This is a genomic window from Cyanobacterium sp. T60_A2020_053 (genome assembly GCA_015272165.1).
Classification (GTDB): domain Bacteria; phylum Cyanobacteriota; class Cyanobacteriia; order Cyanobacteriales; family Cyanobacteriaceae; genus Cyanobacterium.
Map to the genome: position 1 here is coordinate 1 of JACYMF010000012.1, position 19,505 is coordinate 19,505.

The 19,505-nt window shown below is 37.2% G+C and carries 20 protein-coding genes and 1 other RNA gene; 10 read left to right on the forward strand and 11 right to left on the reverse strand.

The features are described from left to right. Positions 1-259: 259 nt before the first annotated feature. From IGQ45_01615 to IGQ45_01625, 3 genes are all read right to left on the reverse strand, one after another. Positions 260-1,381 (reverse strand): 5-(carboxyamino)imidazole ribonucleotide synthase, encoded by a 1,122-nt coding sequence (locus tag IGQ45_01615; protein MBF2055923.1) that lies wholly within the window; start codon positions 1,379-1,381, stop codon positions 260-262. Positions 1,382-1,498: 117 nt separating this feature from the next. Next, entirely contained in the window at positions 1,499-2,248 is a 750-nt protein-coding gene (locus tag IGQ45_01620) for an ABC transporter ATP-binding protein (protein ID MBF2055924.1), read from the reverse strand. Positions 2,249-2,423: 175 nt separating this feature from the next. After that, positions 2,424-3,248: an inositol monophosphatase gene (locus IGQ45_01625; GenBank protein ID MBF2055925.1), complete on the reverse strand. Its 825-nt coding sequence runs from the start codon at positions 3,246-3,248 to the stop codon at positions 2,424-2,426. Between the two features lie 111 nt (positions 3,249-3,359). Here IGQ45_01625 and IGQ45_01630 point away from each other — a divergent pair, with 111 nt between their 5' ends. From IGQ45_01630 to IGQ45_01655, 6 genes are all read left to right on the forward strand, one after another. Then, positions 3,360-3,497 (forward strand): hypothetical protein, encoded by a 138-nt coding sequence (locus IGQ45_01630; protein ID MBF2055926.1) that lies wholly within the window; start codon positions 3,360-3,362, stop codon positions 3,495-3,497. Between the two features lie 70 nt (positions 3,498-3,567). After that, positions 3,568-3,959, forward strand: a transfer-messenger RNA (tmRNA) gene (ssrA, locus tag IGQ45_01635). Positions 3,960-4,620: 661 nt separating this feature from the next. Beyond that, on the forward strand, positions 4,621-5,511 hold the full coding sequence (locus IGQ45_01640; protein MBF2055927.1) for a phosphatidate cytidylyltransferase: 891 nt from the start codon (positions 4,621-4,623) through the stop codon (positions 5,509-5,511). Between the two features lie 133 nt (positions 5,512-5,644). Further along, complete coding sequence (cysK, locus tag IGQ45_01645; GenBank protein MBF2055928.1) at positions 5,645-6,577, forward strand: cysteine synthase A; 933 nt, start codon at positions 5,645-5,647, stop codon at positions 6,575-6,577. A 189-nt stretch (positions 6,578-6,766) separates the two neighbouring features. Continuing rightward, a complete protein-coding gene (locus IGQ45_01650) occupies positions 6,767-7,540 on the forward strand; it encodes an MBL fold metallo-hydrolase (protein ID MBF2055929.1) in 774 nt (257 codons plus the stop codon). A gap of 10 nt (positions 7,541-7,550) precedes the next feature. Further along, positions 7,551-8,243: a hypothetical protein gene (locus IGQ45_01655; protein ID MBF2055930.1), complete on the forward strand. Its 693-nt coding sequence runs from the start codon at positions 7,551-7,553 to the stop codon at positions 8,241-8,243. A 69-nt stretch (positions 8,244-8,312) separates the two neighbouring features. Here the strand turns inward: IGQ45_01655 and IGQ45_01660 are convergent, their stop codons facing one another. From IGQ45_01660 to IGQ45_01675, 4 genes are all read right to left on the reverse strand, one after another. Then, positions 8,313-9,014: a hypothetical protein gene (locus IGQ45_01660; GenBank protein MBF2055931.1), complete on the reverse strand. Its 702-nt coding sequence runs from the start codon at positions 9,012-9,014 to the stop codon at positions 8,313-8,315. Between the two features lie 193 nt (positions 9,015-9,207). Next, on the reverse strand, positions 9,208-10,434 hold the full coding sequence (locus IGQ45_01665) for a bifunctional sterol desaturase/short chain dehydrogenase (protein ID MBF2055932.1): 1,227 nt from the start codon (positions 10,432-10,434) through the stop codon (positions 9,208-9,210). A 114-nt stretch (positions 10,435-10,548) separates the two neighbouring features. Then, positions 10,549-11,268 carry a uroporphyrinogen-III C-methyltransferase gene (gene cobA, locus IGQ45_01670; GenBank protein ID MBF2055933.1) on the reverse strand — a complete coding sequence of 240 codons (720 nt, stop codon included), beginning with the start codon at positions 11,266-11,268 and terminating at the stop codon, positions 10,549-10,551. An 89-nt stretch (positions 11,269-11,357) separates the two neighbouring features. Beyond that, entirely contained in the window at positions 11,358-11,690 is a 333-nt protein-coding gene (locus tag IGQ45_01675) for a hypothetical protein (protein ID MBF2055934.1), read from the reverse strand. A gap of 58 nt (positions 11,691-11,748) precedes the next feature. Between IGQ45_01675 and IGQ45_01680 the strand changes: the two genes are divergently transcribed. Next, positions 11,749-12,321 carry a leucyl/phenylalanyl-tRNA--protein transferase gene (locus tag IGQ45_01680; GenBank protein ID MBF2055935.1) on the forward strand — a complete coding sequence of 191 codons (573 nt, stop codon included), beginning with the start codon at positions 11,749-11,751 and terminating at the stop codon, positions 12,319-12,321. 307 nt (positions 12,322-12,628) lie between these two features. On the opposite strand, the gene IGQ45_01685 is transcribed toward IGQ45_01680, so the two are convergent. Both IGQ45_01685 and IGQ45_01690 read right to left on the reverse strand, forming a co-directional pair. Beyond that, positions 12,629-13,012, reverse strand: a complete 384-nt coding sequence (locus IGQ45_01685; protein MBF2055936.1) for a DUF2358 domain-containing protein — start codon at positions 13,010-13,012, stop codon at positions 12,629-12,631. Between the two features lies 1 nt (position 13,013). Then, positions 13,014-14,525, reverse strand: coding sequence for a serine/threonine protein kinase (locus IGQ45_01690; protein ID MBF2055937.1), 1,512 nt, complete (start codon positions 14,523-14,525; stop codon positions 13,014-13,016). Between the two features lie 412 nt (positions 14,526-14,937). Between IGQ45_01690 and gcvH the strand changes: the two genes are divergently transcribed. Together gcvH and amt are read left to right on the forward strand one after the other, a co-directional pair. Beyond that, a complete protein-coding gene (gene gcvH, locus IGQ45_01695; protein MBF2055938.1) occupies positions 14,938-15,336 on the forward strand; it encodes a glycine cleavage system protein GcvH in 399 nt (132 codons plus the stop codon). A gap of 250 nt (positions 15,337-15,586) precedes the next feature. Continuing rightward, positions 15,587-17,113, forward strand: a complete 1,527-nt coding sequence (amt, locus tag IGQ45_01700; GenBank protein MBF2055939.1) for an ammonium transporter — start codon at positions 15,587-15,589, stop codon at positions 17,111-17,113. Positions 17,114-17,174: 61 nt separating this feature from the next. Here the strand turns inward: amt and recR are convergent, their stop codons facing one another. Beyond that, entirely contained in the window at positions 17,175-17,771 is a 597-nt protein-coding gene (recR, locus tag IGQ45_01705) for a recombination protein RecR (GenBank protein MBF2055940.1), read from the reverse strand. A gap of 237 nt (positions 17,772-18,008) precedes the next feature. Between recR and IGQ45_01710 the strand changes: the two genes are divergently transcribed. Then, on the forward strand, positions 18,009-18,353 hold the full coding sequence (locus tag IGQ45_01710) for a YbaB/EbfC family nucleoid-associated protein (GenBank protein ID MBF2055941.1): 345 nt from the start codon (positions 18,009-18,011) through the stop codon (positions 18,351-18,353). 149 nt (positions 18,354-18,502) lie between these two features. On the opposite strand, the gene mazG is transcribed toward IGQ45_01710, so the two are convergent. Beyond that, positions 18,503-19,309, reverse strand: a complete 807-nt coding sequence (gene mazG, locus IGQ45_01715) for a nucleoside triphosphate pyrophosphohydrolase (protein MBF2055942.1) — start codon at positions 19,307-19,309, stop codon at positions 18,503-18,505. Positions 19,310-19,505 lie beyond the last annotated feature (196 nt).

Sequence of the window (19,505 nt, forward strand, 5' to 3'; positions counted from 1 at the left end):
AAGTTTATGAGAGATTGTCACTTATTTTAAAAAGGTCATCGCCTTTAATATTACAGTTGTTTCAACCTATCAGAAAATTGCACATCATCCCGCAATGATGCAACGCCGTTTTTTTTATAATACCACCTGATAATTAGCCTTTGATCAAAAAGTGTTGTTGTGAGGGCAAATTGACAATGGATAATTGATAATTTAGGATTTACGCACTGATTATTAAATATTAAAACTTCATAATTCATAATTCATAATTCATAATTCATTAATTCCAGATTGCTTCAATCTGTTTAATAATATCTTTTGCTTCATCTTCAATATTTTCACTATGTAAAATAATAGTAATATGACCTAATTTTCTTCCTAACCTAGTTCCTTTTTTATTATACCAATGAATAAAACTATGGGGAATTTTTGACAGTTGATTTAACTTTAATTCATAATCAGTATCAGGGTTATTATGACCTAATAAATTAACCATCAGCGCCCCTCGCCCCAGTAAATTTAACTTGGTAAAAGGCTTCCCCGTAACCGCTTGTAACTGTAAAGCAAATTGAGAAGTAATACAACCATCAAGGGTATAATGTCCAGAATTATGGGTGCGGGGTGCTGTTTCATTAACTAAAATATTACCTTCTTTAGTTAAAAATAATTCAATACCCATTACGCCAACATAATCCAGCGCCCTCAACAAAGTTTGAGCAATATTTTCTACGGTTTTTTGTTGAGATAAACTAAGTTTAGTAGGGGCGATTACCCAATGACAAATTTGATTTTTTTGGTAAGTTTCCACCACAGGATAAATCACAATTTCCCCCGTCACACTACGCGCGGCTATCACCGCCAATTCCCTCTCGAAAGGGATAAATTCTTCAATTAATACATCTGTATGGTGTAACTGAGCCAAAGCAGAATTTAACTCAGTGTTATTTCTAACAACTATTGTACCTTGCCCATCGTAACCATGACGACGAGCCTTCAGCACCACAGGAAAACCAAACTCTTGACAGTCACCAGCGCCCTTCAAAGCCTTAAATTTTGGCACGGGTAAGCCCAAATCAGCTAAAAAAGTACGTTGATCATATTTATCCAACAAAGGCGCTAAACTCTGTAAAGAAGGACGAAAACAAACCCCCTCATCTGCTAATTTCTGCAATCCCTCCAAATCCACAAATTCATTTTCAAAGGTAATGACATCACAATATTGAGCTAATTCTTTTGTACCAGAAAGAGAGGTGACGGGCGCTGGGATTATTTTATCAGCAAGACTTACGGCAGAATCATGCTCATCTGGAGTTTGTACCATTAATTTTACACCGATGGTGGGCGCTTCTTTTGCCATCATCCAAGCCAGTTGCCCACCGCCAATTACACCTACTGTCGTCATTTTCACTGTGCCACTATAAATACGCCTAACTATTGTAAAACCTTGTTAACAAAAAAGAGCAAAAGGTGAGAAGATATGCTCTCTTTGTATATACACAATTAAATTTATCTTTGCCCTTTAACCGTTTGAAACTCCTACAGCCTTGAGATAAAGTTCGATGGCTTCATTGGTTTCTCCAAGAAAATTAACCGTACCATTTTCGAGCCAAATAGTCTTAGTACATAATGCCTGTACATATTCTAAACTATGGGATACAAATAAAATTGTACTGTTATCCTGCCATAATCCATCAATGCGCTGACGAGATTTTTGGGTAAATCGAGCATCTCCTACGGATAATACCTCATCTAAGATTAAAATATCTGGTTGTACATCAGTGGCAATGGCAAAACCGAGGCGCGCTTTCATTCCTGATGACAAACCTTTGACCGGAATATGAGCGTATTCATTTAATTCAGCAAATTCTAAGATAGCAGAAGTGCGCTGTTTCATCTCCTGACGACCATAACCCAATAATACCCCGTATAAAATAATGTTATCCTCTACGGTCATATCTTGATTAAAACCCGCTCCCAACTCGATGAGGGGCGCTATATTACCATCAACTCTAACTTTTCCTTGAGTGGGGTTAAGAATACCACAGATTACTTTTAAAAGTGTCGATTTTCCAGCACCATTAGCACCAATAATGCCAACTTTTTCACCTTTTTCAATGGTTAAGTTAATGTTATTAAGAACTTTTTTTTTATTTGGTTTAACGTATTTTCCTTCTAAAAAAGCAAAGATGGTTTTTTTAAGATCATAATTAAATTCTTCTTGAGTGCGTCGCCATAAGGAAACCTGATCTAAAGTAATAATTTCAGACATAGTGACGGTAACAGGTTATTGTGAGTTTTAATCACTCATTATCTTATAAGGGCGAAGGGCAAAGGGCAAGGGGCAAAAGGGAGAAAAAATGCAGGAAACAATTACTTCTGCCTTCCACATTTTGTATTCTTACCACTATCCATTACCTTCACCCAAAATATCTTTTCAGTAATCCCTAAACGGAAAAAGAAAATGCTGGAGAATGAGGTGTTTTGGCTAAAGCATCTTGTAATTGCTGATGAATTTTACCATTAGTTGCTAGGATACGACCACTGTTAAGATCAAAAATACTACCATCATAAGCAGTGATATTTCCTCCAGCTTCTCGCAGAATAACCACCCCGGCGAGTAAATCCCAAGGGCTTAAACCTCTTTCCCAATAACCATCCAAGCGCCCTCCAGCCAAGTCACAGAGATCGAGGGAAGCACTACCAGCGCGCCTCACCCCTTGCGTCAAATGGGTAAGATAACAAAATTCAGCATAATTATTATCAGTAGTTTCGCGCCTATCATAAGCGAAACCCGTTACTAAAAGGCTGTTTTTTAACTCCGTAGTATCAGAAACTTGGATGGGGATATTATTCAAAGTAGCGCCCATACCCACACCGGCGCACCACAACTCATCACGCATGGGATTATAAACCGCCCCTACCGAAGGAATACCATCAATGATCAAACCTACTGAAACCCCTGCTTGGGGATAGCCATGGGCGTAGTTAGTCGTACCATCTAAAGGATCAATTACCCACTGAAAACCGTTATTAGAGGCACTCAGCCCCGACTCTTCTGCTAGGATACCATGGTCTGGACAATGACGTTTAATCGTGGCAATTACTTCTTTTTCCGAATTGCGATCAACTTCCGTGACTAAATCCCCAGCGTGCCCCTTCTCGGTAATAGATAACTGTTTACCCCAATAATGTTGTAAAACAGCACCCCCGGCGCGCGCCGCCATTTGAGCAATATCCAGATAAACAGGGATGAAGGAATTAGATGACATTTTTTTTGGTGAATTAGTTATCACTTTTAAAAATAACAGTTATGGTTAAGAATAGATCAAGAAACTTTAAATTTTCGCTAACATTAATATTTAGCCATAGATGATGAAGAAATGAGCATTTTAAAGCATGGATGCTATCATCATTATGAATCCATAGCGCCCACCAACGTTTATGATAACGGTTTGATTTGGGGCGATTATTTTTTCATTGATGCTTTACAGACTTACCAGAGATTAAGTCAAAAATAGTGTTTTACCAATTTTGTCTGAAAATTAATTGTCATTTTTAAAAATAACAGTTACGATAAGAATATATCAAGGGGCTGTAACGGTTTCGACAGGTTAGTGAAAGCTGACCCGTGATACAGGTCGAGAGTGAATCTCCTCTCGTAAATAAAAGATTCAAAAAAAATAGTAAATGCGAACAACATCGTTCCTTTTGCTCGTAAAGCCGCTCCTGTAGCTGCCTAAGACCAAAAAACTTGGTTCGAGCGCTTATAGTGTGACTCCGTTAAACATTATAGGCAACCCTTAACGGATGCCCTCTCATACTGTTTTCAGTCAGTTAAAGAGTTAAGATAATACTGGAAAATCCTGCTATCAGGGATAATTGATAGTTCCCGCCTGATGGACTAGAAAGGCTAAACCTGTGAATGAGCGATAGGTAAATAACTAATTTGGACAGCAGTTCGACTCTGCTCAGTTCCATATAAGAAGGGGGGCGCTAGATATGGCGCCTTTTTTCTTGTGTAAAATATAGCAAAAGTATTTTAGCTTGTATTGGATTGAGCTTGTAGAAGAATACAAGATTACATCTGATACGTTTATGCAGAATAAAACGGCATATACCGTAATAAACTGCAATAGCATTTGAGTAAAATACTCAAAAGGAGGTATCCCTCAAAGCCTTAAAAAATATTTTTAAGACACTTATGTTATCTGATTTAACAGACTGCTTCACCCACGGAAGCGTTAATAGTATTACTATCCTATTTTTGTAAGGTACTTCCCCAAAAGGGGCAACCAAAATCTCCCTTTATCGTACATCAAATATTACTTTTCTGAAACCGAAATCGAATACTTTCACAAACTTTTTATTTATTTGTCCTTTTATGTCATTTTAGATCCGTTTATATAGAAAATCTAAGATTTAGTAAATCTCTTACACGAAGATACTAAAACCTACCTCGTAATTGTCAATTATCCATTATCAATTTGCCATCTCAGGTTAATTAGCATAAGTCTTTTTCTTGATAAGTTACTAATTATCTTAATTTTTTTTACTTCAAATTTGCTCTTGAATTTATGTGGTTAAGCTAGAATAAAAGATTGAGACTTCAACACATTAATATTTAAGTATTCACCACCCATAATGCCCTATACCAGAACCATTAGTACCATTGTTGCCATTGCCCTTGCCCTGATTATGATTGTGGTAGGAGGATGGTACTTTGCCATCGCTTTTGGTGTTTTAGTTTTTTTGGCTCAATCAGAGTATTTTCGCTTGGTAAAAGCCAAAGGTATTGAACCGGCTATCAAAACTACCATGATAGTATCGCAGTTGTTGTTAATTTGTGCCACGTTAACTCCTCGTTTTACCGATGCCATGTTTGCTTTAGGAGGGGCGCTGATTTGTTTTTATTTACTTTTTCAGCCTAAGTTAGCCACTATTGCTGATATTTCTACCTCTATTTTGGGCTTATTTTATGCTGGTTATTTACCTAGTTATTGGATTCGTTTACGGGTGAGTTTGGATAAGGAAAATTATTCTCATATTATTCCCAATATCCATAATCTACCTTTAGATGGTTATTTTCCTCTTCATCCGTTGGATTTTAATACTTTTCCTGATGCTTTAAAAATAACTTTTGTGGCCATGGCTTGTATTTGGGCGGCGGATATTGGTGCTTATTTGATTGGTAAAAATTTTGGGAAAACTAAGTTATCGGAAATTAGCCCGAAAAAAACTGTTGAAGGTTCTTTATCTGGTGTTGCTGGTAGTATTATCATTGGTTTACTTGGTGCTTGGTTGTTACAGTGGCATTGGTGGGGAGTGACAGGCGCCCTCCTCGGCTTTCTAATCGGTGTCGTGAGTTTATTAGGTGATTTGATGGAATCGATGATGAAACGAGATGCTGGAGTTAAGGATTCCGGCGCCCTCATCCCCGGTCATGGTGGTATCTTAGATCGTACTGATAGTTATATTTTTACAGCGCCCGTCGTCTATTATTTTATTACTCTGTTTTTGCCTTTATTTACTTAGAGAAGGGGAGAAGGGGAGAAGGGGCAGAAAGGGAGAAAGGGAGGCAAAAAATGATAATTTATAGTTCATAATTCATAATTCATAATTCATAATTCATAATTCATAATTCATAATTCATAATTCATAATTCATAATGAAAGTCGCACAAAATATCACCGAATTAATCGGTAAAACTCCCCTCGTCAAGTTAAATCGCATTCCTCAAAGTGAAGGTTGTCAGGCAGAAATTTTAATTAAATTAGAAGGCATGAATCCTTCTGCTTCGGTGAAAGATAGAATCGGTGTCAACATGATTAACTCTGCTGAAAAAGCCGGATTAATTAGCCCCGATAAAACTATTTTAGTTGAACCGACTTCTGGTAATACAGGCATCGCTTTAGCTATGGCAGCAGCAGCTAAAGGTTACAAGTTAATTTTAACCATGCCTGAGACTATGAGCTCGGAGAGGCGCGCTATGTTAAGAGCTTTTGGGGCAAAATTAGAGTTAACGCCGGGTAGCGAAGGGATGCGCGGTTGCATCGAAAGGGCGCAGGAAATCGTGGAAACCATCCCCCATGCTTATATGTTACAACAATTTAACAATCCTGCTAATCCAGAAATTCACCGCTTAACCACGGCTGAGGAAATTTGGGCGGATACTGATGGCAAAATAGATTTTTTGGTGGCGGGTGTTGGCACGGGTGGCACAATTACGGGCATAAGTGAAGTAATTAAGAGTAAAAAGACGAATTTTAAAGCTATTGCGGTTGAGCCTGTCAATAGTGCGGTATTATCAGGAAATAAGCCCGGTTCTCATAAAATACAGGGTATCGGAGCTGGTTTCATTCCTGAAGTGTTACGGGTTGATTTAATCGATGAAATTATTACTGTTACTGACGATGAGGCTATCGGTTACGGGCGCCGTTTAGCACGGGAAGAAGGGATTTTAGCGGGAATTTCTACGGGAGCAGCTTTGGCGGGGGCGCTGAAATTAGGCAAAAGACTAGAAAATAAGGGTAAATTAATTGTTATGATACAACCTAGCTTTGGTGAGCGCTATTTAAGCACTCCATTATTTCAAGATTAATAAAAAGGGCAAAGGTAGTTTTTTTACTATCTTGGCTAAAGTCTTTAATTTATAATCATTTCACCTGAAACCTGACACCCGAAGCCTGACACCTCTTTGCTTTTGTCGGGTATAATCCCAAAAGGGAACATTTACCTTTAATTCAACGACCACAACTCTAAATTTTCTTTTTATCATATATTTACTGTCATGATTAATCGCCGTCATTGGATTCGCTTAACGGGATATGGAGTTTTAACCAGTCTTCTTGCTACTCGATATACTCCCGTTGTTGCTCAAAATAATACAGGAGTAATGATAAAATGGTTAGGTCATAGTTGTTTTCTGTTTACGGGAGATAACTTGAAGGTTTTGAGTAATCCTTTTCAACCTCTCGGTTGCACGGCAAGTTATCCAGCGCCCCTCGCCGTAGCTGATGCAGTGATGATTAGTAGTCGATTACTGGATGAGGGCGCTGTGACGGATTTACCTAATAACCCTCAGTTAATGATCGAATCTGGTACTTATGAAGTAAAAAATACTCGCTTTCAAGGCATTAAAACTTTTCATGATCGAGAAAGAGGCAGAAGATTTGGGGAAAATTTAGTGTGGCGTTGGAATCAAGGTGGGGTAAATATTGTACATCTTGGCGGTATTGCTTCCCCTATTGATATTGAACAAAGAATCTTGATTGGCACTCCTGATCTTGTTTTTATCCCTGTGGGGGGGGGCGCTAAAAATTATAATCCCCAAGAAGCTATGGATGCCATTCGGGTATTAAATCCTAAAATGATTATCCCCACTCAATATTTAACACCCCAAGCTGATCCTAGTAGTTGTGAACTAGCACCTGTAACCGATTTTGTTAAACTAGCTCAAGCACAGGGCATGAATATTCGCATCTTGTCCACAAATCAAATTACTGTTAAGCCCCAAGATTTGCAACAACAAGGTACATTAGTAAGAGTGTTCTCTTTTAAGTAATTTTACTTCTATGTCCATAAATAATTCTCTAGTTTTAGTTAGTAAATTAGTATTATTTGAGCAAGGAAAATATGTCGTCAAAGTGACGGCAAAGCAAAATCAACAGATTTTGGGTACAGCTATGGGGGCTGGTGATACGGTGGAGGGCGCTGAAGACAAGGCACGAGAAAGGGTGTTAAAATTTATTAATGCTTCCTCTATTACCCTTCATCAAGCATCCTCTGCTACTATTACAACAAATCCAGCGCCCATCACCCCGACCATACAACCTGTAAAAAAAGTCGAATCGAAATCAGTTAATTTACCCCTCACCAAAGTAGAAAATACAACTAATTTTCCCTTAGAAAATTATTTAAAAAAAGAAAATCAAAGTATTGAAGAAGAAAATAATTATGTGCCAGAAATAATCGAAAATAAAGAAGAAGAAATTACCATTAGCCCAGAAGAAGATCAAATCAACTTAGAATTACCCCTAAATTTAGAAAAATCAGCACCCGACAACTATCAAAACCCTTCTTTTGACTTAAACGAAACCGTTGATTTTACCCAAGTTATTGATCAAACTACCATAGAATTAAAGCGCTTAGGGTGGACTCAAGAACAGGGAAAAAAATATCTATTGGAAACCTATGGCAAAAAATCCCGCCATCTCCTTGATGATAATGAGTTGATCGAGTTTTTAAATTATTTACAAAGTATATGAGTAGGTAATCAAAATTAATTATATTTTTATAGTCGTAAAATTTATTAAATGGCGGTGAAGGGCGCTGGATTATTGCACTCCCACAGCGCGCCCCCCCGAACCAAAAACCAGTAGACTATTCTGTCCAAAAGGCTCCCAACCCACCTGAAAACCTCGTTTAATCGCTTCTTCTCTAGCTGCGCGAAAAGTCGAAAAACTATCAGGACGCACGATGAAAGCAATATAATCAGTATGGGGGTCTAACGCTTCTAAAAAACCAATAAAACGAGAATTTTCCTCCTGTAATTGCTTATTACCTTCTCCCACCGCTTGGCTATTTGGTTCATACCGAATCGAACCATCATTGATAAAAGTAACCACATATTCACCATTATCAAAATAAAAATTACCCAATTCTCGACTAATTGTATTGGTACAATTTCTATATCTCGTTACCTGAGCCAAATAATAATCATATAAATATTGACTCATGCGTTCTGGTATTTCAGGTAACTCACAGTCGGGTAAACGGTCAAATAATTCACTAATTTTACGCTCAATTTCAGGATTACTGACATAAAAAACCTGTTGCCCTCTTAATTCAAAAAATTTTCCCTCTTTTTCCGTTTCCGCACGCAGAGGAGTTTTGATAATTCTCTCCACATCAACACTTAAAAGACTAACAAATAAGCTAATAAACATTAAAACGCCAACCGTATTAGTTAAAACATCTAAAAAAGAATCTAAATTTTGGCTAGGTTGATTTACTTTTCTCTTTCTTCTATGGCGCATAATACGGCTCTATTACTTTGAGTATGATAAATTATCGATGGGTATAGGGCAAAGGTTTTAAAAGGGCAAAGTTAAAGGGGCAAAGGGCAAAGGTTAAAAAAGGGCAAAGGTTTAAAGGCTTAACTCTTTAATTTATAAGCATTTCTCCTGACACCTGACACCTCCCCTCACTAAAATACTTTTTCAGCACCACCTATTTAGTAAATAATTTAAAATAAATTGTATTACTAATTTCCTTGATAGGAAAAGCAAAATAAGTTAAAGGATTTATGGTAACAATAATATTCCTAAAATCCCTTTGAGCAAGGTTAACAATTTGTTGTGCTACCCAATCTGCTGACATCACGCCAATAGGGTTAAGATTACTTTTGAAAGGTCCTAAAATTAACTTACGAATTACACAAGGCGCATTAATGCGTTTGAGAGTAACAATTTCTCCCATGGTGCGCTTACTAAGCTCATATAATGGACTAAATGCTGGATTTACCTCCGCTTCAGAGGTATTCACCCAAATTTCTTTAATGGCTTTATCACGGTTGGTTTTAACGGTTTGCAAAAACAATTCCATCAAACGCCATCCCGAAAAAGCATTTATTTCATAGGATGATTGCACCGCAATAGCGCCCTTCGCCCCATGCACATTAATACCGTGATTAATAATCAAAATATCGATGTTAGCCAGTAAATCGCCCAACTTGTCTTCTTCTCCCACTTGCCAAGCAACGGTTTTAATGGGAATTTCTTCACCATTAACCTGAATACTTAAATCTTGATTTTTAGAAGTTAGGGCAGTTATTTTAGCTCCTTTTTGATGTAATTTAGCCATCAGCGCCCTTCCCAATGTACCACTAGCGCCCGTCACCGCAATTTTTTTCCCTTTCAAAGATAAAGCAGTACCCATGATCTTATCAACTAAAGTTAAAGCGCCACAAAAATAAGCATCTTGATTTTCAAAATGATGGCGCCAATGATAAGTACGATTAACGAATAAACTAGCCGGTAAACTGGTAAAATCCCCTTGACGGTGGGTTAAATCGGTAATTTCATCAGCATAAGGCAAACCAAAACCCCTCGCCACTGCTGCGAAAACATAACCTAATGTATAAATTGAGCTAATCCAAGCCAACCATTGATAACCAGAAGGCAAAAAATTATTGATGATGACAATTTGAGCAAAAACAATGCTAAAAACCAACATTACCAAGGATTCAGGTAAATCATTGTACCAATTTGCCTGACGGTAAATTGTCTCACTTTTTACGGACAAATCAGGTCGAAAAATGCGATGATGCCAACCATGGAGACGATATAAAGGTTGCCAAACATGGGAAAGCGCATGGTATAAATCCCGTACTATTTCCACCCCAATTAATGATAACAGGACGACAAATCCTCCCGTTAACAAAAAATGATTAATCATGAAGAGTTATTACATTGGACTTAAAATCGGTGAACTCTTTTAGTTTAACTGATTTTGTGCTTCACTGAACAGCAAAGGGAAGAAAAAATTTAGAATTTAGAATTTAGAAAACAATTAATTCTGCATTCTACATTCTTCATTCTGCATTCTTGCCATATCACCAATGACAATTACGGAAGGGGAAAGCTGAATATTAGCGGTTTCATTGATTACATTGCCCAGATTACTATACCAAATTTGCTGATTACTTCTTCCAGCATTTTTAATGATTGTAATGGGTTGAGTTGAAGGGCGCTGGTTTTCGAGCAATTTCTCAATAATTATCGGTAAGTTTTTTCCCCCCATTAAAATAATTAGGGTATCCAGTTTACTAAGTATATGCCAATCTAAATTGTCGGCATCATGACCACTGATAACGGTAAAATTTTTACTAAGATTTTTTTCCGTTAGGGTTATCCCCGCCAAAAGTGGCGCCCCCAAAACTGACGAGATACCCGGTATTAATTCCACAGAAGCATTAATACGGTGAAGGGCGCTGATTTCTGGATTAATACGCCCAAATATGGCAGGATCACCGCTTTTAAGACGAATTACAATATCATATTTAAGGGCGTATTCTGTCAAAATTTTGTTAATACGGCTTTGGGGTGTGCTAAATTTCCCCCCTCTTTTTCCCACAGGGATTTTGATAGCGGTGGAGGGCGCTAGACTCAAGATACTTTCATCTACTAAGGCATCATAGATAATTACTTCCGCTTTTTGAATCAAACGGTAGGCTTTAACCGTTAGGTAATCAATGCCACCAATTCCAGCGCCCGTCAAATATACAGTCATAATTAGGTTTTAGTAATTTAACATACAGGGAGGAAAGGGAGAAAGGGAGAAGGGGAGATTATAATTCATAATTCATAATTCATAATTCATTATCGGTTTCCGCAACAAGTGTCAATGCCGAAACTTTTGAGAATTAAATCACTAACAGCATTAGCGATGGCAAATTCACTATAAAAACTTTTTTGAAAATCAAACGACTGCATTTCCGTGACAATGGCAATCACTAAACTACCCAAATCATTTTCTCCCTCAAGACGCTGACGATTAAAAATTTCTGAGGCACGAATAGCAATAATTTCGTTAATGGCTTCAGGTAAAAATTCCTCATTTAACCAATGATGCAAATTCTGTTTAAGCCATGTTTTTTCTGCGTCAGCGTCTTCTACGGGGGGTAAAACAATAGGAAGAATGGGTTGAGACATGATTAAATATTATATGTAAACTATTGCCTATTGAAAATTATAAGGATTTTCCGCCATTATGATAGATATTCCCGCCATTATTCAGGGATACGCCCACGGTAATTTTTTGATGGCTGATGACTATAATAATTTGGGGTGGTACTCTAGTAATGAACGCACTCTAATCCCCCTAGATGAGCGTTTCCGCTATCCAAAGTCTCTACAACGAGTTTTGAATCAAAATCTCTTTTCTATAGCCATTAGTCGTGATTTTCTGGGAGTATGTTATGGTTGCGCTAATCGAGAACAAACTTGGATTTCCCCAGAGTTAATCGAAATTTACTGGCAGTTGCATCAGGCGGGATGGGCGCATAGTTTCGAGACTTGGCAAGGGGATAAGTTAGCTGGTGGTATTCTCGGTATCGTCATTCGTGGTGCTTTTATTGGGGAATCGATGTTTTTTAATATCCCTAATGCTTCTAAGGTGGCAATGGTAAGACTGGTACAACACTTACGGGAGCGTCAATTCGTGGTTTTTGATGCCCAAATGCAAAACCCTCATCTGGAGCGATTTGGTTCTTATATTGTTGATAATCGTAACTATATGAAGCTATTGGCAAGGGCGCTGGATACCCCCTCTCAGTTTCTTTGATTACGGCGGAGGGCGCACTCCACCCTACAATTAAATTAATGTCAGTGCCAATGATTTATGTTTGATAATATTTGTAAATTTTTAGCGGAAAATGACGATTAATTAAGGTAGTTATTTTTTGCAAGACGAGCAAAACTATAAAAAATTATAGTCTAGTATTGCTTCATTTTCTTATGGAGTAAATGCCCTACATTATCGATCAATATCTGAGTTTTGGTATAAAGATAATTCCTAAAAAATCTAAGAATGAACAGTCTATTAAATTAACTAAAAATTAATGCAAACGTCATATTTATAAATAGAAAGATTATTTGTGAAATTTAAAATGTTGTAAAATCATATCCAAAAATGATTTATCCCAATAATCATAATGAGCAATAATTAAATTATTTTCTACTTTTAAAACACTTCTACCCGATACAGAAATAAAGGGTTGCCAAGGTAATGGACTATTCCAAGACATGGTCCAAAGAGTATTAATTTCCTGTTCATTTTCATTGATTTCGTGTAATTCAAGGTGAAGATTAGCAAACCATTTCCTCAAAAAACCAATCATTTCTTGATATTTTTTTAAGCCTGTAAAATCATAAACTGGGTCTTTGAAATGGACATTTTCAGCATAGATATTATAAGTTTGATTCTCAGGAAAATTCTGATAATCTTTTTTGATTATTTCCATTAAGTTATTCATTTTATCCATAAATTTCCATAGTTTGAGATTTTTCTAATTGTAATAAAATTTTGGGCTTCATCATTTCAAAATCCTGTTGTAATTTTCTTTTACTGATTTGAGATTGACGACTATCTTGAACATTTAACATTTTTCCTACCGATAACCACTGTTTGATATTCGTGCGCTGTTTGAGCATTACTTTACAGGGGATGAAGTGATGACATTTACCATTTTGCTCAAGAGGGAAAAATAAAATATAATATCTTTTAACTTCACTTAATAAACTGGCAATTTGTTCTCCCATGTTGGTTTTCAAATCAAGGTAGCAAGGCAACCAGCGCGCGCCACACTCAGCATTATATAACACTGTAATCCATAAAATCATGGGATGAGGATAACTTTGAAAAATAAACTGATTGTAACGAATATCATTTTTTCTTTTTTCAATATCTTCTCTTTCTAGCATCGTGCAAAGAGTAGCAATTTTTTCATCTTCATAGCTACTGAGGCGAGGAAAAACAATTTTTTTTTCTGGTTTATCTTTAGGCCATCTCATATTTAATAAGAAAGTATCTAAATCAATTTTTAGGTCTTCATTGGCAAAATAATAATTATTACTACTACTAATAGTCTGTACTAAATTAATTTTTAAAATATTTCTAGCAATATTATCTAATTTTTGAGCAATTTCTCCAGTATTTCTCGGTCTTTTTGAGGGAGATTTTTCTAAACACTGCATGATTAAATCATTTAATTCATCAGGAAGATTTAACTCATAAGGTAAAGGTTGAGGAGGTATTTCTACATGAGCTTTAAACCATTCTCCAACGGAATTATGTTCTGTTGTCCAAGGTAATTTTTGCGTTAACATTTCATATAAAATAACTCCTAAGCTGTATATATCAGATCGGTTATCAAGTTCATGTCCTTGTAGTTGTTCTGGAGAACAATAACGAGGTGTGCCAACAAATTCTTCGGAATAATCATTTTCACTTTGTGCTATTTTTGCAATACCAAAATCAAGCACTTTAATCTGCTCTTTTCCGTCTTGATTTTCAATCACAAATATATTAGTAGGCTTTAAATCACGATGAATAATAGGACAGATTTCTCCTCGAAAAAAGATACCATTATGAGCAGTTTCCATGGCGCTGCAAATTTGTCGGGCAAATTCAAAAAATGTTGGTAAACTAACAGTGTGAATGTCAATAACTTCGCTTAAATTTTCCCCTTGTAATAGTTCCATCACATAAAAAGGAACTTTATTTTCGTCCACCCCATAATCCATAACTTTGACAATATTTTCGCATCTTTCCGCAAGAAGGGCGCTGACGGTAGCTTCTCTTTGGAAACGCTCGATCATTTTCATATCGTCAAGAGATCGAGTTAAAATTTTCACAGCTACTTGATTTTTAGGGGAGGCTTTATCCAGCGCCCGATAAACTTTACCCATCGCCCCAGTGCCGACTACTTCTAATAATTGGTAGCGTTGCACCAACAATTTTTCGGCGGATAAGTCGCTACTACTCATATTTTTACCCTTTGGTTATCTATTTCCGATGTTCTTTATTATACAAGGTGCTTTCTAGCATAAACCATTGAGGATTGCCATAGACTAAAATAAGGTAATAAAGAGTAGCGGTGAACTACTGTTCAAATTATCTTTTTACGAAGGTTGTCTTTTTCCCTAATTTCTAAAATTAGTCTGTGCCAATTTAGAAAGTGTCACAGGTAAATAGTGAAGGGCGCTGGATTTAGTATTAAATGTTATTTGAGTGAGGAGTGAAATAAGAAAGCCTTCGGAGTCGAAACAAGGAAAGACGCCCGAAGGTTTTTTTTTGGATTTGTAAGAATAATACTTTTTTAGCAATCCCTAATTAATTGAAGATCGACAAAGAATGATGAATAATAAATAATGATTCTTTGAATATGAGTAATAGATAATGACCTTAGAATATCCTGACGATTTACAATATCTCGATACCCATGAATATGTGCGCCTCGAAGAAGACGACATGGCAACCATCGGTTTAAGTGCCTTTGCCCTTGAAGAATTAGGAGATGTGGTATTTTTAGAACTGGCGGAAGCCGGTGATACCATCAGTGCTGGAGATCAAATTGGTACGATTGAATCAGTAAAAGCCGTTTCGGAAATCTATTCTCCCGTTACTGGTACAGTAATTGATCGTAATGAAATGTTGATCGAGCAACCAGAAGCTATCGTAGATGATCCTTATGGAGAAGGTTGGTTATTAAAAGTGCGTCTTGATGATCCTAACGAAGAATTAGAAGATACTCTTAGCGCCCTCCAATATCGCTCTTTAGTTGAACCAGAAAGCTAATAATTAATCACCATCACCAAAAATTATTGTTAATTATTTCTTAACTAATTACTCAAATTGTATTTACTTATACAGAAAAGACATGGTGAAAAGTATGAATATTTATCAGTCATAAACATGACCTGTAAAATTCAAAAATCACATCATCGACTTGTATTAATTTCATCAGTAATTGATGTAAAAAAAATAGTATGAGGAACGTGGTGAGGAGTGATCCTTCTTAGTCAAAGGAATTAACAATCTAAAAACGATGGTGATAATGTCAAAAAAAATACAATCAAAAACGTCTCGGTCCAAAAATCAGGACAGTGTTATATTAAATGCTATTAATTGGTTTCGTAACCTTTTTTCCCCTTATTGGTTAGCTTGTATCCCTCTTAGCGCCCTGATCGTGGTAGTTTGGAATGCGGCGGCGGGCGCTCAGGGTTTTAGTCAACCAGAAGATGTTGCTCAATTAAAAATAGTAGTTGATTCCATTTTTCTTTTAATAACTGGAATTCTCGTGGTTTTCATGAATGCTGGTTTTGCGATGTTAGAAGCTGGTTTTTGCCGTCAAAAGAATGCTGTCAATGTCTTGGCGAAAAACTTAATCGTTTTTGCTATTGCTTCTTTAGTTTATTGGGCTATTGGTTACGCCTTAATGTATGGCAATGGTAATGGTTTTATCGGCTTCAGTGGATTTTTCTTTGGTGGTAGCAGTTTACCTTACAGTGATGCCGAACATTTTGAGATAGTTCGACAAATGGTTGATGGTCAAGAGGTAGAAATTAAAACCTTAACAAAAGTGCCTGAATCCATTTCCTTCTTCTTCCAAATGGCATTTGCTGCTACTGCCGCTACCATCGTATCTGGTGCTGTAGCTGAAAGAATCCGTTTTGATGCGTTTTTAGTTTTCAGCGTTTTATTAGTTGGTATCGCTTACCCTATTACTGGTCATTGGATTTGGGATGGTGGTTGGTTAGCTAGTATGGGATTCCGTGACTTTGCTGGTTCTACTGCTGTTCACTCCGTTGGTGGTTGGGCAGCGTTGATGGGTGCAGCTATTCTCGGTCCTCGTCAAGGGAAATACTCTAGTGACGGCAAAGCTAACGCTATTCCCGGTCATAATATGAGTATTGCGACTTTGGGTTGTTTAATTCTTTGGATTGGCTGGTTTGGTTTTAACCCCGGTTCAGAATTAGCAGCTACTGCCAATGTTCCTTACATTGCTTTAACTACTAACTTAGCTGCCGCTGCTGGTGGTTGTACCGCTACTGCTACTTCATGGATTAAAGATGGTAAACCAGACCTTTCTATGATTATTAACGGTGTCTTAGCTGGATTAGTTGGTATTACGGCGGGGTGCGGTGATGTTACCTATTTTGGTGCCGTAATTATTGGTGCTATTGCTGGAGTTTTAGTGGTATTTTCCGTTGGTTTCTTTGACCAAGTTCTGAAAATTGACGATCCGGTGGGCGCTACTTCTGTTCACTTAGTTTGTGGTATTTGGGGAACTTTAGCAGTTGGTATCTTTAGCACTAATGGTCATAGTTTCTTTACTCAGTTAATTGGTGTTTTGACGGTAGGCGGTTTTACAGTGGTTGTCAGTACCATCTTCTGGTATGCCATTAAAGCAACTATCGGTATCAGAGTTCATGAAGAAGAAGAAATTAAAGGTTTGGATATTTCTGAACATGGTATGGAGGCTTACAGTGGCTTTGTCAAAGAAGCTGACGTTCTCAGTGGTGGTTTTGCCAGTTCTATGAGTGGGGAAGTTTCTTCTGGTATGGAAAGTTAATTTTCCCAAAACCTTTGTAATTTCTAAGTTTAAGTCTTCTCCCATAAAGAGAAGACTTTTTTTATTGATCTAATTCTCGGCGCCCGGATAGCGCCCGTGCCAAGGTAACTTCATCTGCATACTCCAAATCACCGCCCATGGGTAATCCGAAGGCAATTCTAGTTACTTTGGTAAAAGATTTTAATAGTTGTCCTACATATAAAGTAGTGGTTTCCCCTTCTACACTAGGATTAATAGCTAAAATAACTTCCTGAGTTTTTTCTCTATTTACTCTTTCCACTAAGGCTTTAATATTTAATTGTTCTGGTCCAATGCCATCAAGGGGCGAAATAACCCCTCCCAATACATGGTACTTGCCTTGATATTCTCTAGTTTTTTCTAAGGCAATGACATCTTTAGAGTCTGTGACGACACAAATGGCGGTGTTATCCCGTTGTGGATTACTGCATATATTACAAATTGGTTCTGCTGATAAATGGAAACAGCGCTGACAAAAGCCTACTTTTTGCTTGGCTTCTAATATTGCCTGAGCCAAATTTTCTGCATCTTGGGGAGGGCGCTTGAGGATATGTAAAGCCAATCTCTGTGCGCTTTTTGGACCTACCCCCGGTAGTTTTTGCAGTTGTTCAATTAATCGAGCTAGAGGCGGAGTATAAATAGCTTTTACCTAATCAAATTTTCAACCAAGTGATCATATCATTATTGTGAGTCTTGGTCAAAGAGCAAGGAGCAAAGGGCAAACAGGAGAAAAAATTTAGAATTTAGAATTTAGAAAACAATTACTTCTACATTCTTCCCACTATCCATTGTCAATTTTGTGCTATATTGATTTTGGTTAATGACCCACCTAACTGAAAGATATTCGGAAATAAATAGCAAAGTAAAAATATATATCATGAACAAAGGAAAAGGATTTGGCTTGGGTTTAGGTAAGATGAAGGAACTTGCAGAAGCCTTCAAAAAAGCTCAAGAAGTACAAGAGGGAGCGAAAAAACTCCAACAAGAGTTGGAAACTATGGAAATTGAGGGCAAAAGTGAAGACGGTTTAGTTACAGTAGTAATGAGCGGTAATCAAGAGCCTTTAAGAGTTATCATCAGTGATGAAGCGATGGGGAAAGGCTCAGAAGCTCTTTCTGCTAGTGTCACCAGCGCCCTCCAACAAACTTATCAAATCTCCACCGATACCATGCGCCAAAAAATGGAAGATTTAACCGGCGGTTTAGGTTTACCCGGAATGTAAGGGAGAAGACAAGGGGAAGCAGAGGAGAAAGGGGAAGAAAATTTAGAATGTAGAATTTAGAATTTAGAAAATAAAGTTAATTCAATATTTTTTAGTAATATTTTATTTATAATGAGTTGTTTAGCATTCTACATTCTGCATTCCTTCAATTATCCATTGTCCATTATCCATTGTTTTGCTTTCTGCCATAATGCTTCTAATTCCATAATGTTATGTTCGGATAACGGGCGCTGGGCATATTTTTCCATCACGGCTAAACGCTTAATAAAGCGATGGTTTGTGCCTTGTAGCGCCCTTGTGGCATCCAAATCATACCATCGAGCTAAATTAATTAGAGTGAAAAAAAGATCGCCTAATTCTTCTTCTGCATGGTTTTGATTATTTTCCTCAATGGCTTCTTGAAATTCTCCCAACTCTTCATGGAATTTCTCCCAAACGCCCTCGATATTTTCCCACTCAAATCCAGCTCGCGCCGATTTTTTACTGATTTTTTGACCTGCCATCAAGGGTGGTAAACTACGATGATATTGTGTTAGTTGATCACTTAAAAAGGCTGATTCTTGACGGGAAGCCTTTTCTTGAGCTTTAATTTTTTCCCAGTTTTCATGGATTTGAGTATCATCGGTTATTTTCACATTGCCAAATACATGGGGATGACGACGAATTAATTTCTCGGTGATATTTTGCGCCACATCTTCGAGGCTGAAATGTCCTTCATCTTGGGCAATTTGTGCTTGTAAAACAACTTGTAGCAGTAAATCTCCTAATTCATCGGCGATTTGTAGTTGATTTTGACTGCGAATAGCATCAACTACTTCATAGCTTTCCTCAATAATATAAGGTATCAAAGATGTTTGAGTTTGAGCTAAATCCCATGGGCAACCGGTGGAGGGCGCTCTTAATTTTGCCACCACTTCTATTAATTCTTGAATTGCTTTTAAGGTTTTGTTTTCCATTAAGTTATCGTGCAAAATTAATTGTATATAGGCAAGGGGCTAACAAGGGGCGCACATCCCCTTCCCTTCCTCTGTTATCATAACTTTGAGAAAAATAAAAATCGCAATTAATTTTGCTTACCGACTCACCTGTGGCAGTTTTTATTTCTTTCAACCCGACTTTAGATTATCACAAAAATTCCCTTTGCGTCTTCGT

Excerpts from the sequence above, each read along its gene's own strand:
- IGQ45_01615 (MBF2055923.1), bottom strand. The coding sequence starts at position 1,381 with ATGACGACAGTAGGTGTAATTGGCGGTGGGCAACTGGCTTGGATGATG.
- IGQ45_01620 (MBF2055924.1), bottom strand. The coding sequence starts at position 2,248 with ATGTCTGAAATTATTACTTTAGATCAGGTTTCCTTATGGCGACGCACT.
- IGQ45_01625 (MBF2055925.1), bottom strand. The coding sequence starts at position 3,248 with ATGTCATCTAATTCCTTCATCCCTGTTTATCTGGATATTGCTCAAATG.
- IGQ45_01630 (MBF2055926.1), top strand. The coding sequence starts at position 3,360 with ATGAGCATTTTAAAGCATGGATGCTATCATCATTATGAATCCATAGCG.
- IGQ45_01640 (MBF2055927.1), top strand. The coding sequence starts at position 4,621 with ATGCCCTATACCAGAACCATTAGTACCATTGTTGCCATTGCCCTTGCC.
- cysK (MBF2055928.1), top strand. The coding sequence starts at position 5,645 with ATGAAAGTCGCACAAAATATCACCGAATTAATCGGTAAAACTCCCCTC.
- IGQ45_01650 (MBF2055929.1), top strand. The coding sequence starts at position 6,767 with ATGATTAATCGCCGTCATTGGATTCGCTTAACGGGATATGGAGTTTTA.
- IGQ45_01655 (MBF2055930.1), top strand. The coding sequence starts at position 7,551 with ATGTCCATAAATAATTCTCTAGTTTTAGTTAGTAAATTAGTATTATTT.
- IGQ45_01660 (MBF2055931.1), bottom strand. The coding sequence starts at position 9,014 with ATGCGCCATAGAAGAAAGAGAAAAGTAAATCAACCTAGCCAAAATTTA.
- IGQ45_01665 (MBF2055932.1), bottom strand. The coding sequence starts at position 10,434 with ATGATTAATCATTTTTTGTTAACGGGAGGATTTGTCGTCCTGTTATCA.
- cobA (MBF2055933.1), bottom strand. The coding sequence starts at position 11,268 with ATGACTGTATATTTGACGGGCGCTGGAATTGGTGGCATTGATTACCTA.
- IGQ45_01675 (MBF2055934.1), bottom strand. The coding sequence starts at position 11,690 with ATGTCTCAACCCATTCTTCCTATTGTTTTACCCCCCGTAGAAGACGCT.
- IGQ45_01680 (MBF2055935.1), top strand. The coding sequence starts at position 11,749 with ATGATAGATATTCCCGCCATTATTCAGGGATACGCCCACGGTAATTTT.
- IGQ45_01685 (MBF2055936.1), bottom strand. The coding sequence starts at position 13,012 with ATGAATAACTTAATGGAAATAATCAAAAAAGATTATCAGAATTTTCCT.
- IGQ45_01690 (MBF2055937.1), bottom strand. The coding sequence starts at position 14,525 with ATGAGTAGTAGCGACTTATCCGCCGAAAAATTGTTGGTGCAACGCTAC.
- gcvH (MBF2055938.1), top strand. The coding sequence starts at position 14,938 with ATGACCTTAGAATATCCTGACGATTTACAATATCTCGATACCCATGAA.
- amt (MBF2055939.1), top strand. The coding sequence starts at position 15,587 with ATGGTGATAATGTCAAAAAAAATACAATCAAAAACGTCTCGGTCCAAA.
- IGQ45_01710 (MBF2055941.1), top strand. The coding sequence starts at position 18,009 with ATGAACAAAGGAAAAGGATTTGGCTTGGGTTTAGGTAAGATGAAGGAA.
- mazG (MBF2055942.1), bottom strand. The coding sequence starts at position 19,309 with ATGGAAAACAAAACCTTAAAAGCAATTCAAGAATTAATAGAAGTGGTG.